General features: G+C 62.9%; 13 protein-coding genes. 3 read left to right on the forward strand and 10 right to left on the reverse strand.

Annotation, left to right across the window (positions count from 1 at the left end):
* Window positions 1-96 precede the first annotated feature (96 nt).
* Window positions 97-519, forward strand: a complete 423-nt coding sequence (locus tag ACFOJ9_RS19690; protein ID WP_378980525.1) for a SpoIIAA family protein — start codon at window positions 97-99, stop codon at window positions 517-519.
* On the opposite strand, the gene ACFOJ9_RS19695 is transcribed toward ACFOJ9_RS19690, so the two are convergent.
* On the reverse strand, window positions 512-1639 hold the full coding sequence (locus ACFOJ9_RS19695; RefSeq protein WP_184873422.1) for an ATP-dependent DNA helicase: 1128 nt from the start codon (window positions 1637-1639) through the stop codon (window positions 512-514). The two genes, ACFOJ9_RS19690 and ACFOJ9_RS19695, sit on opposite strands and share 8 nt — an antisense overlap.
* A 256-nt stretch (window positions 1640-1895) precedes the next feature.
* Here ACFOJ9_RS19695 and ACFOJ9_RS19700 point away from each other — a divergent pair, with 256 nt between their 5' ends.
* A complete protein-coding gene (locus ACFOJ9_RS19700) occupies window positions 1896-2717 on the forward strand; it encodes an IS5 family transposase (protein WP_378976343.1) in 822 nt (273 codons plus the stop codon).
* 490 nt (window positions 2718-3207) lie between these two features.
* Here ACFOJ9_RS19700 and ACFOJ9_RS19705 read toward each other — a convergent pair whose 3' ends face one another.
* The 9 genes from ACFOJ9_RS19705 to ACFOJ9_RS19745 all read right to left on the reverse strand — a co-directional run bounded on the left by ACFOJ9_RS19705 (window position 3208) and on the right by ACFOJ9_RS19745 (window position 14195).
* Window positions 3208-3573: a nitrile hydratase accessory protein gene (locus ACFOJ9_RS19705; RefSeq protein ID WP_378980526.1), complete on the reverse strand. Its 366-nt coding sequence runs from the start codon at window positions 3571-3573 to the stop codon at window positions 3208-3210.
* Entirely contained in the window at window positions 3560-4219 is a 660-nt protein-coding gene (gene nthB / locus ACFOJ9_RS19710; protein WP_378980527.1) for a nitrile hydratase subunit beta, read from the reverse strand. Before nthB ends, ACFOJ9_RS19705 begins: the two co-directional genes overlap by 14 nt.
* Entirely contained in the window at window positions 4216-4821 is a 606-nt protein-coding gene (nthA, locus tag ACFOJ9_RS19715; RefSeq protein WP_378980528.1) for a nitrile hydratase subunit alpha, read from the reverse strand. Before nthA ends, nthB begins: the two co-directional genes overlap by 4 nt.
* Window positions 4822-4898: 77 nt before the next feature.
* On the reverse strand, window positions 4899-8060 hold the full coding sequence (locus ACFOJ9_RS19720) for an efflux RND transporter permease subunit (RefSeq protein ID WP_378980529.1): 3162 nt from the start codon (window positions 8058-8060) through the stop codon (window positions 4899-4901).
* Window positions 8057-9313: an efflux RND transporter periplasmic adaptor subunit gene (locus tag ACFOJ9_RS19725; protein ID WP_378987902.1), complete on the reverse strand. Its 1257-nt coding sequence runs from the start codon at window positions 9311-9313 to the stop codon at window positions 8057-8059. The genes ACFOJ9_RS19720 and ACFOJ9_RS19725 overlap by 4 nt, the downstream gene beginning before the upstream one ends.
* Before the next feature lie 248 nt (window positions 9314-9561).
* Entirely contained in the window at window positions 9562-10158 is a 597-nt protein-coding gene (locus ACFOJ9_RS19730) for a LysE family translocator (protein WP_378980530.1), read from the reverse strand.
* A gap of 135 nt (window positions 10159-10293) precedes the next feature.
* The gene (gene ilvN / locus ACFOJ9_RS19735; protein WP_023757090.1) at window positions 10294-10866 is read right to left on the reverse strand and encodes an acetolactate synthase small subunit; all 573 of its coding nucleotides are present in this window, start codon (window positions 10864-10866) and stop codon (window positions 10294-10296) included.
* An 84-nt stretch (window positions 10867-10950) separates the two neighbouring features.
* On the reverse strand, window positions 10951-12732 hold the full coding sequence (locus ACFOJ9_RS19740; RefSeq protein ID WP_378980531.1) for an acetolactate synthase 3 large subunit: 1782 nt from the start codon (window positions 12730-12732) through the stop codon (window positions 10951-10953).
* Between the two features lie 257 nt (window positions 12733-12989).
* On the reverse strand, window positions 12990-14195 hold the full coding sequence (locus ACFOJ9_RS19745; RefSeq protein ID WP_378980532.1) for a DUF6600 domain-containing protein: 1206 nt from the start codon (window positions 14193-14195) through the stop codon (window positions 12990-12992).
* A 359-nt stretch (window positions 14196-14554) separates the two neighbouring features.
* On the opposite strand from ACFOJ9_RS19745, the gene ACFOJ9_RS19750 reads away from it, so the two are divergent.
* Window positions 14555-16357 carry an NAD(P)-binding domain-containing protein gene (locus ACFOJ9_RS19750; RefSeq protein ID WP_378980533.1) on the forward strand — a complete coding sequence of 601 codons (1803 nt, stop codon included), beginning with the start codon at window positions 14555-14557 and terminating at the stop codon, window positions 16355-16357.
* Window positions 16358-16580 lie beyond the last annotated feature (223 nt).

Here is a 16580-nt window from a genome sequence, read left to right on the forward strand (position 1 = left end):
TAATGGCTTTGGCGGAAACAGTAATGCCTTTGGTGGGAACAGACTGGGGTTTCGGGTGTTCCAAGCCTGATGAACGAACCGGGAAAGGAAGCGCCGATGAATTTTCTCGATGAGGTTCCGGCAATCCGCCGTATCGAGACCAGCCGTGATGACCTTTTCGCCATCGACGTCGTCGGGCACGTCGCCGCCGCCGACGGCGAAAACCTTTTCGGGTTGCTGGAGGCAGCCTATGCTCTGCACGCGCGCATCGACGTGCTGGTGCGCCTTGTCGACCATGATGGCGTCGACTGGGCCCATATAGTGGACGAGACTCTGAAGCAGGGCGCCATCCATGCATTGGAACATGTCGGCCGCTGCGCGACGATCGGCGAACCGGACTGGATAGCGGACGCAAAACGCTTCCTGCCGCCCTCACCGCCCATCGAATTGCGATATTTCAAGATCGAGGACGAAGCCGCGGCTTGGCAATGGCTTGCTGCGCAGCCGGTCGGGGCAATAGCATCCGGCGTCGCTACCTAACGATCGTCAGCCGCTCGGCCGCCCGCGTGATGGCGGTGTAGAGCCAGCGCTGGCGGGTTTCCTTGAAAGCCCAGCTTTCATCGAACAGCACGATCTCGTTCCACTGCGAGCCCTGCGCCTTGTGCACGGTCAGCGCGTAGCCATAGTCGAAATCGTCGAAACGCTTCTTCTGCTGCCAGGGGATGTCGGCATCGGGATCCTCGAAGGCCGCCTTGAGCAGCTTGATCTTGGCGACGCCGCGATCCGGATCGTCCTCTTCCGGCGACACCAGCAGGTTGATGCCGGGCTTCACCGTCTCGCGCGATGAGGTCATCACCTTCCACAGCGAGCCGTTGAGCAGGCCCTTGGCTGGATCGTTTCGTAGGCAGACCAGCTTGTCGCCGGCCTGCGGATAGTCGGCATTGAAGCCTTTGAGCTCGCGCAGCCGCTGATTGTAGCGTCGCCGCGTGCGGTTGGTGCCGACCAGCACCTGGTCCGCCTTGAGCACCAGCTCCTGGGTGACGTCTTCCTTGCCGATGACCTGCGCCGTGCCATAGTCGCCACGCATGAATTCGCGGCCCTCGCGCACATCGAGCGCAAGCCGCAGGATCGGGTTGTCGCGCGCCTGCCGGTGGATTTCGGTGAGCAGGAAATCCGGCTCGTGGTCGGTGAAGAAGCCGCCACCCGAGATCGGCGGCAACTGGCCGGGGTCGCCGAGCACCAGGATCGGCGTGCCGAAGCTCATCAGGTCGCGGCCGAGCTGCTCGTCGACCATCGAACATTCGTCGATGACGACCAGTTTGGCACGCGAGATCGGGCTTTGCCGGTTGAGCGAAAAGGTCGGCGACATCGAGGTCTTACCGGTGACCTCGTCCGATACCGATTCCTCGCCCTTCGGCCGGTAGATCAGCGAATGGATGGTGCGGGCATTGACCGCGCCCTTGGAGCGCAGCACCTGTGCGGCCTTGCCGGTGAAGGCGGCGAACTGCACCTGGCCATCGACATGTTCGGCGAAATAGCGCGCCAGCGTCGTCTTGCCGGTGCCGGCATAGCCGAACAGCCGGAACAGCTGCGGCTTGCCGGTCTTGAGCCAGCGGGCAACCGCTTGCAGCGCCTCGTCCTGTTGGGGAGAGAATTCCATCAGCGCGAGAGACCGGATTCGCAAGGGAAAGACAAGACAGCCGTCACCACCATCGATACGTCGGGACGCCTCAGCGCCGCCGACAGGTCAGGCTATCAGGCGCAAATAGGAACGTAAAGAGAACAAACACGATGTTCTAGTTTGGATTTCCGCGACGGGTGGGAACCAGACATTAAGTGTCTGACCCGAAAAGAAGTTGGGTGATATCAGCGGCTTGTGATTCAGTCGGTGTTGCGAAGCATCGACGGAGAATCCCATGTGGACCGATATCACCCGAGCCAAGCATGCCCGCAAAGGGCTGCGGTATTCAAGCGATTTGACGGATATGGAGTGGGCGGTTCTTGATCCGGTGATTCCGCCCCGGTCCCGACTTGGGCGCCCGCCGAAATGGTCGCGGCGCGAGATCATGAATGGACTGTTCTACGTGCTGCGCAGTGGCTTGCCATGGCGGATGCTGCCCAGGGACTTGCCGCCGGTGTCGACGCTGCAGCGCTACTTCTACGCTTGGCGCGACTGCGGCCTTTGGAGCACCATCAATCATCTGCTGCTGATGAGCGTGCGTCTGGCCACCGGTCGCCAAGCCTCACCCAGCGCCGGCGTGATCGACAGTCAAAGCGTGAAAACCACGGAGAGCGGCGGGCCTTGCGGTTACGATGCCGGCAAGAAGATCAAAGGCCGCAAGCGCCATATCCTCACCGACACCCTGGGTTTGCTCGTCGGCGCGGTCATCCATACCGCCGATATCCAGGACCGCGACGGCGCTCCCGACGTTCTGGCCTCCATTCGAGCCAGCTTTCCTTGGCTGCGCCACGTCTTCGCCGACGGCGCTTACGCCGGTGAGAAGCTTGAGACCGCCCTTCATGGGAAAGGCGACTGGACGCTCGAAATCATCAAACGATCCGACACCGCCAAGGGCTTCGAAGTGCTTCCACGTCGATGGGTCGTCGAGCGCACCTTTGCATGGTTCGGACGAAACCGACGCCTGGCCAAGGACTTCGAGGCCACGATCGAAAGTTCCACCGCATGGCTCTTGCTGGCCTCCGCTCAGCTCATGACGCGCAGGCTGGCAAACCATTGATCCGCTTCAAAAACATTATGAGTCAGACTCTAAGGCGTTTAGACTAGCAAAAACAGCACAAACAAGGGCCAAGAGCGTATGAAGCTCGTCATGGAAGGACAACCACTATTCGTCCACCTTGCAGTGTGGACATGTGTTGCTGTCTTTCTCGTCAGCTTTTTGGGGATGCTTTGCGGTATCTACCTCACCCTGACAAAGACGGAAGCGCTTGTAACCAGGCCCAATGAAAGCGGGCTGCCATATTGGGAACGGGCTGCACGCAAGAACAGCCGAGCCAGCAGAATCTTCGTCCAAAGTGAGTTCAAGTATCTGCGGCATCTCATATGTTTTGCAATAATCGGCGGTCTGGGCTCCTTTGGCTGCCTTCTCCTCATTATTGGTGTTTTTGGGACGCGCGCATAGGTCCGCTTAGAGTCGCGGGCCGAAATTCAAACTACGACACGACGAACAAACCAGGCCACCGCGATCTATCGGGCCGGGCTGCCACGACCTATCCGATCGGCCCAGGATCGTTCTCCAGCAGGATCGGCTTGCCGTGTGGTGTGGCGTGCGCCGCGCGCTCCCAGGCTTCAGCCATAGCGTCGACATCCGACTTGGCGGCCAGCCCTTTGGTGGCAAGCAGGCTTTCCAGCGCCGCTAGCCAATGTTCGTAATAGTCATGGCCGTCCGCCGCAGCGCCCGGTCTCTTCACTTCTGCCGACAGTGACTGCGCCCACTCGCTCCACGAGAACAGGCCCTTGTCGTGCAGCGCCACCGTCATGGCGAAGGCTTCGGCCTGCCACGGCTCGGCAAACACCGGGGCATCGACGCCTGGCGGCAAATCGGCGACGGGTCCGTCCACCTCAGGCCGGCTCAAGATAGCTCTCCCAGGCATCGATCGAGACGGTCAGCGTCGGGTCGGCGCCCTCACCCCAGATTTCCGACCCTTCGAAAACCACCGTGTAGACCCATTGCGGGTTTTCGCCGTGCCCATGCGCGTTGCTGTCGGGAAAGACAAAGCCGTCGCGTACCGCCTCGACAACGCCATGCTTGCCGCGCGCGTAGCGTGGCAGCCGCGTGTGGCCGGTCGGGTTGAAGTTCTTGGTCCGCACGGGATCGCCGGCCTTGAACCGCGCCGGGGTCGCAACCGGCCGGTCGCAAGGACCGCCCTTGGCCAGCACACCAGGCACGTTTTCCGCCTTCAACACCCTCTTGGGAGTCGCTGCCGGATCGACTGCCGTGCCCGCATCGAGATCGCGCTCCGTGACGAAGCCGTGGCGCTTGAGCAGCATCTCAAGCGCCTTGATCCAGATCTCGTAGTAGCTGGAGGCATAGTAATCGGCGGGATGCAGTGATTCCCGCGCGTGCCGGCTCTCGTCAATGTTCCACGCGCCCATGGCGCCGGCAGTCAGCGTCACGCCGAGCGCGCGCCTTTCCCAGGCGGCATGGAAATAGGGTTCGTCCTTTTCGGGCGCGACCGGGCCGAACCCCATCTGTCCGCCGAGATCCTGCGGCCCGTTCATGCCGGCTGCCTCGCCAGGCCGGTGCCGATCATCGCATCGCGGCTCACCAGCTCCGCCAGCCGCTCCTCGCTCCAGTCCTCGGTGCCCTCGGGCCGCATCGGCACGACAAGATAGCGCAGCTCGGCAGTGGAATCCCAGACGCGGATCTTCTTGTCCGCCGGCAGCGTCAGCCCGAACTCTTCCAGCACCCCGCGCGGATCGATGACAGCCCGCGAACGATAGGGCGGCGCCTTGTACCAGACCGGCGGCAGACCGAGAACCGACCACGGGTAGCAGGAGCACAGCGTGCAGACGACGAGGTTGTGCGTGTCCTCGGTGTTGAACACCGCCTGCATGTGCTCGCCCTGGCGGCCGGTATAGCTCAGCGATTCGATCGCCGCCGTCGCATCGCGCTTCAGCCAGTCGGCATAGGCTGGATCGCTCCAGGCTTTCGCCACCACCTTGGCGCCATTACGCGGACCGATTTTTGTTTCGTAGGTGTCGACGATAACGTCGATCGCGGCCGGATCGATCAGCCCCTTGCTGGTGAGGATGGTCTCCAGCGCACGCACCCGGGCGGCAAACGGATCGAGTTCGTTGTCGTGGTCATGATCGTGTGACATGACAGCAAAATACGTTTCCGATCATGCCGCTGCAAGCATGACGGCTTGGGCCAACGGCACGTGACGCTGGCCTGCCCCTATTCGGCGGCCGCCCGCTGCGGTTCGGGCAGCATTTCTTCCCTGGGCTTGAACAGCGAGGGCTGGTCGACATCTTCGACCGGGCTCGGCTCGCCCTTGCGCTTCGACCAAAGCCCGACCAGCCAGCCCGAGAAATTCTCCATGTAGACATAGATCACCGGCGTCACGAACAGGGTCAGCGCCTGCGAGGCAAGCAGACCGCCGACAACGGCAACGCCCAGCGGCTGGCGCAGTTCGGCGCTGGCGCCGGTGCCGAGCGCGATCGGGAATGTGCCCATCAGTGCCGCCAGCGTCGTCATCATGATCGGCCTGAACCGCATCAGGCACGCCTTGTGGATGGACTCCTTGGCGGACATGCCTTCTCGTCGCAATTCGAGCGCGACGTCGACCATCATGATGCCGTTCTTCTTGACGATGCCGATCAGCATCAGGATGCCGATCACCGCGATGACCGACAGGTCCATACCGGCGAAGCGCAGTGCAACGACCGCCCCGAGCACAGCCGACGGCAGGCCGGTGAGAATGGTCAGCGGGTGGATGAAGCTCTCATACAGGATGCCGAGCACGATATAGATGGTCAGGATCGCGCCACCGACCAGAAGACCCTGGTTGGCCAGCGAGTCCTGGAAGGTCTTGGCCGTGCCGGCAAAGGTCGTCGAGATCGCCGTCGGCATGCCGATCTGCTCCTTGAGCGCGTTGATGCGCGTTACGCTGTCACCCAGCGCCACGCCCTGCGGCAGATTGTAGGAGATGGTCACCGCAGGTAGCTGGCCGAGCTGGTTGACGGTCAGGGCGCCTGCCGTGCGATCGACCCGGGCGAAGGCACCAAGCGGAACCAGACTGCCGCTCGCCGTCCTCATCTGGATAGCGAGCATCCGCTCGGGCGACCACTCGATCTTGGGATCGAGCTCAGTGATGACTTCGTAGCTGTCGGCCGAACCGAAGATGGTCGAAACCTGGTCGGTGCCGAACCCGCCATAGAGGGCGGAGCGGAGCGTGTCGGTATCGATGCCGAGTTGGGCTGCCTTGTCGCGATCCACCACCAGCGTCGCTTGCAGCGCATTGTTCTGCAGGTCGCTGGTGACATCGGTGAAGTTCGTATGGTCGGCCGCCATCGCGTCGTTCAGCTTTTGCGCCCAGGTGTCGGTCAGGCCGGTGTCGAGGCCCTGAACCACGAGCTGGTAGGCACTGGCCGACGACCGCGAGCCCAGCCTCAAATTCTGCACCGGCTGCATGTAGGTCTCGATGCCCGCCACGCCGGCCAGTTGCTTGCGCAGATCCGCAAGCACCTTCTCGATATCGGGACGCTGGTCCTTGCCCTTGAGCTGGACGAAGAGCTGCCCCTGGTTGAGCGCGTTGTTGCCGCTGCCCGCCGACCACGCCACATGGTCGACATAGGGCGAGTGCGAGAAGACGCTGGCGACCTGCCCTTGCAGCTTGGACATGGCGTCGAACGAGATGTCCTGGCGCGCGATGGTCGTCACCGATATCTGGCCGATATCCTCCTGCGGGAAGAAGCCCTTCGGCGAGACCTCGATCAGCCACACCGACGCTGCAGCGGTGCCGACGAAGACGAGGAACACCAGGAAGGTGTGCCGCAGGCAGAAACTCAAGACCCGGTCGTAGCCGCGCGTGACAAGGTCCTGCTTGTGGCCGGGACCATGCGCGTCGCGGTCGGCCTTCGTCACCGACAGCAGCCGCGAGCACAGCATCGGCGTCAGCGTCAGCGACACGAACATCGAGGCCAGGATGGCGACCGTCACCACGACGGCGAACTCGTTGAAGATGCGCCCGATGACGCCGCCCATCAGAAGCACCGGGATGAACACCGCCACCAGGGAGATCGAGATCGAGATGATGGTGAAGCCGATTTCGCGCGCGCCCTTCAGCGATGCATCGAAGGCCGACAGCCCATCTTCCTCCATGTGACGAAAGATGTTCTCCAGCATCACGATGGCGTCGTCGACGACGAGGCCGACGGCGAGCGTGAGGCCCATCAGCGATATGTTGTCGATGGAAAAGCCGAACAGGAACATCGCTCCGAGCGTGGCGATCAGCGAGATCGGCACCGCCACGGCCGGGATGATGGTTGCCGTCACCCGGCGCAGGAACACGAAGATCACCATGATCACCAGGGCAATGGTGAGCAGCAGCGTGAACTGCACGTCGCTGACGGCCTGGCGGATCGAACTGGAGCGGTCGTTGAGCAGCTTGATGTCGGCGGCGGCCGGCATCTGGTCCTGGAAGGACGGCAGCATCGCCTTGACCTTGTCGACGACGTCGACGGTGTTGGCGTCGGGCTGGCGCTGCACGGCCATGATGATCGCGCGCGTACCGTCATACCAGCTAGCCGTCGTCGTGGTCTGCACCGAATCGACGACGCGGGTCACCTCGCCCAGCCGTACCGGATGACCGTTCTTGGTGGCGATGATGAGGTCGGAGAAGCCGGCGGCGTTGTCGAGCTGCGTGTTGGCGGTGATGGTGAGCTGCTGCTTGTCGTTCTGGAGCACGCCGAGCGGCGTGTTGCTGTTGGCAGAGGCAACCGCCGCCTGCAGCTGATCGATCGAGATGCCGCGCGCGGCAAGCGCGGTCGGGTCGATCTGGATGCGCACCGCGTATTTCTGCTGGCCGAAGATCGAGACCTGGGCCACCCCGTCGATGGTCGACAGCGACGGCGAGATGACGTTTTCCGCGAAAGCATCGAGATCGGTCAGCGGAACCGTGTCGCTGACCAGCGACATCAAAAGGATTGGCGCGTCGGCCGGATTGACCTTGCGATAGCTCGGCGGCGCCGTCATCTGCGGCGGCAATGATTTCTGCGTGCGCGCGATCGCCGCCTGCACGTCCGCGGCAGCCGCGTCGATGTCCCGGTTGAGCACGAACTGGATGGCGATCGAGGTCGAGCCGAGCGAGTTCGTGGTCGAGATCGAATCGATGCCGGCGATGGTGGCGAACTGCTTGATCAGCGGCGTCGCCACCGACGTCGCCATGGTTTCCGGCGAGGCGCCGGGCAGCGAAGCGGAGACATTGACCACCGGGAATTCAGCGCTGGGCAGTGCGGCCACCGGCAGGAATTTGTAGGCAAACAGCCCGCCCAGCACGAGGGCGAACGACATCAGAAGTGTGGCGACGGGCCTGCGAATGCAGAATTCGGAGATCATTGGGCCGCCTCGCCGGCGTTGGTCGCCTCGGCCACCTTGGGCGCGGCAGCACTCGCCGTGGCCTTGCCTTCATGCACGGCGGCACCGTCCTTCAGCCTTGTCTGGCCTTCGGTGACAACCTTCTCACCGCTTTTCAGCCCCAGGCTGATGGCGCTGTTCTCGCCTTCGGTCAGCGCCACCTGCACCGGCCGCATCTCGACGGTGTTGTCCGGTTTGACCACATAGACGAACGGCCCCTTCTGGCTAGGCTGCACCGCCACCGTCGGAACCGATGTCATCTGCGGCATGATGCCGGCGTCGAGCACGACATTCACATACTGGCCTGGCCACAACGAAAGATCGGCGTTCGGCACGCTCGCTCGCGTCGCGATCGTGCCCGAAGCAGTGTCGACGCTGGAGTCGACGAAATCGAGCGTACCCTTGCCGATCGGCGTCGGATCGCCATCCTTGGTCAGCGTCACGGCCCCTTGCGTCGGTGCCGCCAATGCCTTGTGCAGCAGAGCCAGATTGCTCTCGGGGAGATTGAAGTTGACCTGCAGCGGGTCCATCTGGGTGATGGTCACCAGCGGCGTCGCCGTGCTGCTGCTGCCATTGCTGGTGGTGACGAGGTCGCCGACGGCGACGCTGACCGCACCCAGCCTGCCGGAAATCGGCGCCGTGATGGTGGCAAAGCCAAGCTGGACATTGTCGGCGTCGATTGTCGCCTTGTCGGCATCGACAGTCGCTGCGGCAGCCTTCTGCGCGGCGACGGCCTGGTCGTAGGTCTGCTGCGTGCCGGCCTGCTTGGCGACAAGGTCCTTGGCGCGTTGAAGATCGGAATTCGAGCTGGCGAGCATCGCCTGATCCTTGGCGAGCGTCGCCTGATCCTTGGCAAGCTGCGCCTTCAGCGCCCGGTCATCGAGCGAGAACAGCAGATCGCCGGTCTTGACCATCTGCCCGTCCTTGACGTCGATCGAGACGATCTGGCTGGACACCCGCGCGTTGATGTTGACGACGGCTGGAGAGGAGACGAAGCCGATCGCGTAGCGCCGGATCGGAAAATCGGCGGTCGAGGCGACTGCCGAGAGGATGGAGGCCGAGCGCGCCGCGCTGCCGTCTTTTTTGGCGGAAGCCGCTGCCGGTTTGTCCGATGCAGCCACCTGCTTTGCGCCGACGAGCTGTTGAACCTTGCCCAGCGCGTCGGGCGAAACATAGAGCCCCGCCGCGCCCAGGCAGGCGACGGCCAGCAACGAAAGAACGACTTTTCCACGCATGGTCAAAGGCCCTCTCCACCCGACACGTCGTGGTCCGATGGTTCTGTTCTAGCGCAAACCACGGCCCATTGCCGCGATTTGGCCGAATAGATAGGACAGGCCTTTGTCGGAAAAGGGCCAAAAGGCGGCATTACGAAGATTTAATGTGCACTGCACAATAGCTGTGCAGCACGGGCTGGATCCCCATCCGAACGGCTTGCGAGCCATCACCTTCCGGCCTGAGACGACCAGAACGTGGGCGTCTCGACCTATTTGAGCATCGGCCAAAGCGTCGCCGCCAGCAGTACGCCCATGGCGATGTTGAACCATTTCAGCCGCACCGGGTCCGACAGGAAACCGCGCAGCGCAGTGCCGAAACCCGCCCACACCGAGACGCTCGGCAAATTGACGATCGTGAAGGCCACGGCGATCAACACCACCGACAGGAACGGATGCTCCGGATTGGTGTAGACGGCCATGCCGGTGATCGCCATCACCCAAGCCTTGGGATTGACCCACTGGAACGCCGCCGCATCGATGAAGCGCATCGGCCGCGCCTTCACCTCGCCCTTGCCGCTGAGCGAGCGCGACATGGCGATCTTCCAGGCAAGATAGAGTAGATAGGCGCCGCCGGCGATCTTCAATCCCGTGTGCAGCACCGGGAACGCCGTCAGCACCGCACCGAGGCCAAGGCCCACGGCCACCAGCAGCACCAGGAAACCGATGCTGATGCCCAGCATGTGCGGAATCGATCTGACGAGGCCGAAATTCACCCCCGATGCCAGAAGCATGAGATTGTTCGGCCCCGGCGTGATCGAGGTCACGAAGGCGTAGACAAGCAGGGCAAGGAAAGCGTCAAGCGACATGGATATCCTCCCTGATAAGTCAGCATCATTGTCTCTTCTCGGCGACCCTGCAAAGGCCACGGATGGCCCACAGCGGGGCCAGAAGCCTCGCTATGGAAGCTGGCTGGCGCGGTCGGCGCCAGCCCCGCCGAAGTCCTACATCGCCTGTGGGCCGCGGTTCAACGCCGCCACGCCGGTGCGGCAGATTTCGACCAGGCCGAGCGGCTTCATGATGGCGATGAACTGGTCGATCTTGGAGCCCTTGCCGGTGATCTCAAAGATGAAATGCTCGGTGTTGGCATCGATGACGCTGGCGCGGAACGCGTCGGCCAGCCGCAGGGCTTCGACCCGGGCCTCGCCGGTGCCGGCGACCTTGACCAGCGCCAGTTCGCGCTCCAGCGGCCGCTCCTGGCCGGATTCATGCGAACGCACGGTCAGGTCGACGACGCGGTGCACCGGCACGATACGCTCGAGCTGATGCTTGATCTGCTCCAGCACATGCGGTGTGCCGCGCGTCACGATGGTGATGCGCGACAGGTGCTTCTCATGTTCGGTCTCGGAGACGGTCAGGCTTTCGATGTTGTAGCCGCGCCCGGAAAACAGGCCGATGACCCGGGCAAGCACGCCCGGCTCGTTGTCGACCAGCACGGAAAGCGTGTGGTTTTCCGGCTTTTCCGTTTCCTTGGCGATGAAATAGGCCGAACCGGTCGGCTGTAGCTGTGCATTCATGACATGAATCTCGATTCCAAGCTCTTGAGCTAATTCTCTGTTTGCGCACGGCTTCTCGCGACAGCCCTGCCTCGTACCCGCCGGCTACACCAGTTCCCTGCCCTTGGCGTCGATCGCGTTGGCCACCGCCTCGTCGGTCGCCTCGTCGGGCAAGAGCATCTCGTTGTGCGCCTTGCCCGACGGGATCATCGGGAAGCAGTTGGCGAGCGTCGCCACGCGGCAATCGAACAGCACCGGCTTCCTGACCGAGATCATCTCCTTGATCGCGTCGTCCAGCTCGTCCGGCTTCTCGCAGCGAATGCCGTGGCCGCCATAGGCCTCGGCCAGCTTGACGAAATCCGGCATCGCTTCGGTGTAGGAATGCGACAGCCGGTTACCGTGCAGCAGCTGCTGCCACTGCCGCACCATGCCCATATACTGGTTGTTCAGGATGAAGATCTTGATCGGCGCATTGTGCTGCACGGCAGCGCTCATCTCCTGCATCGTCATCTGCACCGAGGCGTCACCGGCGATGTCGATGACCAGCGCGTTGGGATGCGCGATCTGCACGCCGAGCGCCGCCGGCAGTCCGTAACCCATCGTGCCCAGCCCGCCGGATGTCATCCAGCGGTTCGGCTTCTCGAAATGATAGTGCTGCGCCGCCCACATCTGGTGCTGGCCGACCTCGGTGGTGATGTAGGTGTCCATGCCCTTGGTCAGTTCGTAGAGCCGCTCGATGGCGTATTGCGGCATGATCACGTCGTTGTTCATCTTGTAGGCGAGCGAGTCGCGCGCACGCCATTTGGCGATCTGCTCCCACCAGGGGTAGAGGGCCTTCTTGTCGGCCTTGGCGCTCGCCCGCCACAGCCGCACCATATCCTCCAGCACCCGGCCGACATCGCCGATGATCGGCACCTCGGTGTGGACGTTCTTGTTGATCGACGACGGATCGATGTCGATATGGATCTTCTTCGAGTTCGGCGAGAACGCGGTCAGCCGCCCGGTGATGCGGTCGTCGAAACGCGCGCCGATGCAGACCATCACGTCGCAGTCATGCATGGCCATGTTGGCTTCATAGGTGCCGTGCATGCCGAGCATGCCCATCCAGTTCTTGCCCGATGCCGGATAGGCGCCGAGGCCCATCAAGGTCGAGGTGATCGGGAAACCGGTGAGATCGACCAGTTCGCGCAGCAGATGGCTCGCTTCCGGGCCGGAATTGATGACGCCGCCGCCGCTGTAGATGATCGGCTTCTTGGCGCCGGCCATCAGTTCGACCGCCGCCTTGATCTTTTCCAGGTCGCCCTGGACCTTCGGCTGGTAGCTGGTGCGCGGCGCGATCTGCGGCGGGACGTAGAATCCCCTGGCGAACTGCACGTCCTTTGGAATGTCGACCACGACCGGACCGGGGCGGCCGGTGGTCGCGACATGGAAGGCCTCGTGGATGGTCGCGGCGAGTTCGTTGACGTCCTTCACCAGCCAGTTGTGCTTGGTGCAGGGGCGCGTGATGCCGACCGTATCGCATTCCTGGAAAGCGTCCGAGCCGATCAGCGAGGTCGGCACCTGCCCGGTCAGGCAGACCAGCGGGATCGAATCCATCAGCGCGTCCTGCAGCGGCGTCACAGCATTGGTGGCGCCGGGGCCGGAGGTCACCAGCATCACGCCGGCCTTGCCGGTCGAGCGCGCATAGCCTTCCGCCGCATGGCCAGCGCCCTGCTCGTGGCGGACCAGGATGTGCTCGACATCGTCCTGCTGAAAGATCTCATCGTAGATCGGAAGGACTGCGCCGCCCGGATAGCCGAAGACATGCTTGACGCCATTGTCCTTCAGCGCCTGCACCACCATTTCGGCACCCGTCATTTCGCGCCGCTCGTTCTGTCCGTTGCTCATCGGTCTGGTCCCGTACTGTCCGCCATCTGGCGATTGCTGGTCGTTTAGTCGTGTTTCAGGCAATAAAAAAGGCCCCCGAGGGAGCCTGTGTCTTGCGCATGGGGGGTTTTCGCCCGGCGGTTACACCGCCTTGCCCACGCGCTTTCCTACGAGAATGAGTGCCGTTTTCATGGTGGCGGACACTAAGGGCGGGAAAGGCAGCCTGTCAACGGGAAAAATCGCGCCGGCGCGCGCAGCGTGCCGGCGCGACTGCGGTGTCAGCCCGGCGCCTTGCAGCGGGAAACGCGCGGATCGCATTTGGTCACCTTCTTGGCCTGCATCTTTGCCGGTGGACGGTGGGGCGCCACTTTCGCCGGACCATGGTGCTGGGGCATGCGCATGGCCAACGCCTGCTGATGCTGCCTTTGCGGCCCAGCCCCGCGTGCAAGACGCTGCCTGGACAAAGCCGGGTTGGACGACGATTTTACCACGATCCGTCCATTGCCTGCGGTCTTGTTGGCATCGGCCTTCGCGCCGTTGCTGGCGACCATCCGCTTGCGCACGGCATCACCCGGCTTCGCCACGGCGGGATTGCCCGCTGTCTCAGCGCCTGGAGAAATGACCTTATTGCCGGTCAGCATCTTGGGGTCATGGCCCGGGACGGTTTGCCCGTTTCCATTGGCCGCCCTGGCGGCGTGCGTTCCATTGCCGGCCAGTCTCTTGATCTCCGCGCCCCTGGAAGCATCGAGCCGTGCACTGGCAAACACCCCTTTGCGAGGCGGAACCAGTCTTGCTGCCTTGATCGATTCGATAACGGGCTTCGGGAACTGCTGCAGCCTCGGCCCGGCATTGATCGCAACGACCTGGTTACCGAGCCGCACATGCGGCGCGTTGTTGACCACGACGGTCTGGTTGATGATCGTCGTGTTGCGCACGATCACGACATTCTCAGTGGCAGGCCGTACCACCCTGACCAGGTCGACCGCGCCGATCGCCGCCACCGGCACGAAACACCACCAGGCGTCGTCGAAGGCGGCATCGACATCGGGGGGTGCCGGAGCCCAGCCGACATCGTTGCCGCCCTGGCGCCAGACCACCCAGGCTGGCGCCCATTGATCGCCGGCGATCCACACCCAGCCGAAATCGGGATCATAGGCCCAGCGACCGTAGTGATAGACGACATCACCGAACGGCTCGGTGGATTGCCAGTACCAGCCGTCATCGGTCCAGATCCATCGACCTTCGGTGTAGGGCCGCCATTCGGTGCGGACCTTGGGAACCCAGACATCGCCGAAGCGGCTGGAGGTTCGCCATCCGCCATAGTTTGAAAGCCTCTCGCGGACGGTAACGGAAATTTCCGCCGCATGCGCCTGAGTTCTGGGCAGTACCAGCGGGCTGGTCAAGGTCGCGCTGATCGCCATGACCAGAGCCATGGCAGCGGCGCGTCCGCGCCGGCCGATATAATGACGTGAAAATGCTTGCATAACGGGCTCCAGAGTTCCGCATCCAGAAAAATCCCCGGGAACCGCCCTGTTGCCCGCCACCGCTTCCCGGCTTCTCACCGATCGGTTGTCATCAGCCTCGGTGGCCGCATTGCGGCATATGACCATCAATTTTGCGCGACCGGCGCGGCATTGTCCCGGCGTTCGGAATCGGAGCGTCCGTTCCCAACGCTTGCGTATTCCGAAACTGCTTGGCGACCTCGATTTCCGGAAGCAATTGAAATCGCAGGAAACTATGGTGGGGCGTGACGAGGGCGGCTATCTTTGCCGATACTTGGCCGTCCGGCCGGCAAGTCCGGCGGAGCCACCATGACGATCTGGATTTCACGGGAGGAAACCTGATGCTCGACAAGGCCCCTAGCAAGAAACTGTCCGACCTGCTCGACCAATTCGGCGCCGCCCTGGCCGCCAATGACATCGAGAAAGCGGTCGATTGCTTTCAGGAGGATTGCTACTGGCGCGACCTCGTCACCTTCACCTGGAACATCAAGACCATGGAAGGCCACGACCAGGTCCGTGACATGCTGAAAAGCCAGTTGTCGAAAACCAGGCCGTCTCACTTTGCCATCGCCAAGGGCGAGGACGCGACCGAGAGCGGCGGGGTGATCGAGGGCTGGATCAGCTTCGAGACGGAGGTGGCACGCGGCTTCGGCCATGTCAGGCTGAAGGACGGCAAGATCTGGACGCTGCTGACCACCATGGCCGAGTTGAAAGGCCATGAGGAGCCGGCGGGGTTCGCGCGGCCGATGGGCGCCAAGCATGGCTCGGGCAAGAACCGTCCGACGTGGAAGGAAGAGCGCGAGAAAGAAGCCGCCGAGCTCGGCTTCAAGACACAGCCCTATACGGTGATCATCGGTGGCGGCCAGGGCGGCATCGCGCTTGGCGCGCGGCTGCGGCAACTCGGCGTGCCTACCATCATCATCGAGAAGAACGAGCGGGCCGGCGACAGCTGGCGCAAGCGCTACAAGTCGCTCTGCCTGCATGACCCGGTCTGGTACGACCATCTGCCCTATATCGATTTCCCGAAGAACTGGCCGGTCTTCTCGCCCAAGGACAAGATCGGCGACTGGCTGGAAATGTACACCAAGGTGATGGAACTGAATTACTGGTCCTCGACCGAGGCCAAAAGCGCTTCCTATGACGACAAGAAGAAGGAATGGACCGTCGTCGTCCACCGCGACGGCAAGGACATCACGCTGAAGCCGAAGCAGCTGGTGCTGGCCACCGGACAGTCCGGCAAGGCCAATCTGCCGAAATTCAAGGGCATGGAGACCTTCAAGGGCGATCAGCACCACTCGTCGAAGCATCCGGGTCCCGACGCCTATGCCGGCAAGAAGGCCGTTGTCATCGGATCCAACAATTCCGCCCATGACATCGCTGCGGCACTTTGGGAAGCCGGCGCCGACGTCACCATGGTGCAGCGCTCGAGCACCCACATCTCCAGATCCGACACGTTGATGGAAATCGGACTGGGTTCGCTCTATTCGGAGCAGGCGCTGCAGAATGGCATCACGACGGCCAAGGCCGACCTGATCTTTGCCTCGCTGCCCTACAAGATCCTGCACGAGTTCCAGATCCCGGCCTATGCCGAAATGAAGAAACGCGACGCGACATTCTACAAGGGACTGGAAAAGGCCGGTTTCATGCTCGACTGGGGCGACGACGAGTCTGGCCTGTTCATGAAGTACCTCAGGCGCGGTTCCGGCTATTACATCGATGTTGGCGCCTCGCAGCTGGTCATCGATGGTTCGATCAAGCTGAAGAGCGGCGTCGACGTCAAGGAGATCAGGCAGCACTCGGTTCTGCTCAGCGACGGGTCGGAACTGCCTGCGGACCTCATCGTCTACGCCACCGGCTACGGCTCGATGAACGGCTGGGCCGCCGATCTGATATCGCGCGAAACCGCCGACAAGGTCGGCAAATGCTGGGGCCTCGGCTCGAACACCACCAAGGATCCCGGCCCTTGGGAAGGCGAGTTGCGCAACATGTGGAAGCCGACGCAACAGGAAGCGCTGTGGTTCCACGGCGGCAATCTGCATCAGTCGCGCCACTATTCGCAGTTTCTGTCGCTGCAATTGAAGGCACGGCATGAAGGCATCGCGACGCCGGTCTACGGGCTGCAGCAGGCCCACCACAAGGGATAGCCGGGCCGACAAGGCGCCGGCCGGGGTGCGGCGAATGCCGCGCCTCCAGCATCGCTATGACCGCGGAACATGCGCCGCTTCGATCGGCTCAGCCCTGCTGGCCGCATCGAGACGTCCCGTCTCACCGAGGGAGGCGCTAAGCGGCGTTGCAGGAGCGCCTGCGGGGCGCCCGCGTTCCCGGCAATTGTCGGGTCTGCGTGGCGCCACCGCACCGTGCCCGTCG

It is taken from the genome of Mesorhizobium cantuariense, from assembly GCF_042647205.1.
GTDB classification, from domain to species: Bacteria; Pseudomonadota; Alphaproteobacteria; order Rhizobiales; family Rhizobiaceae; genus Mesorhizobium; species Mesorhizobium cantuariense.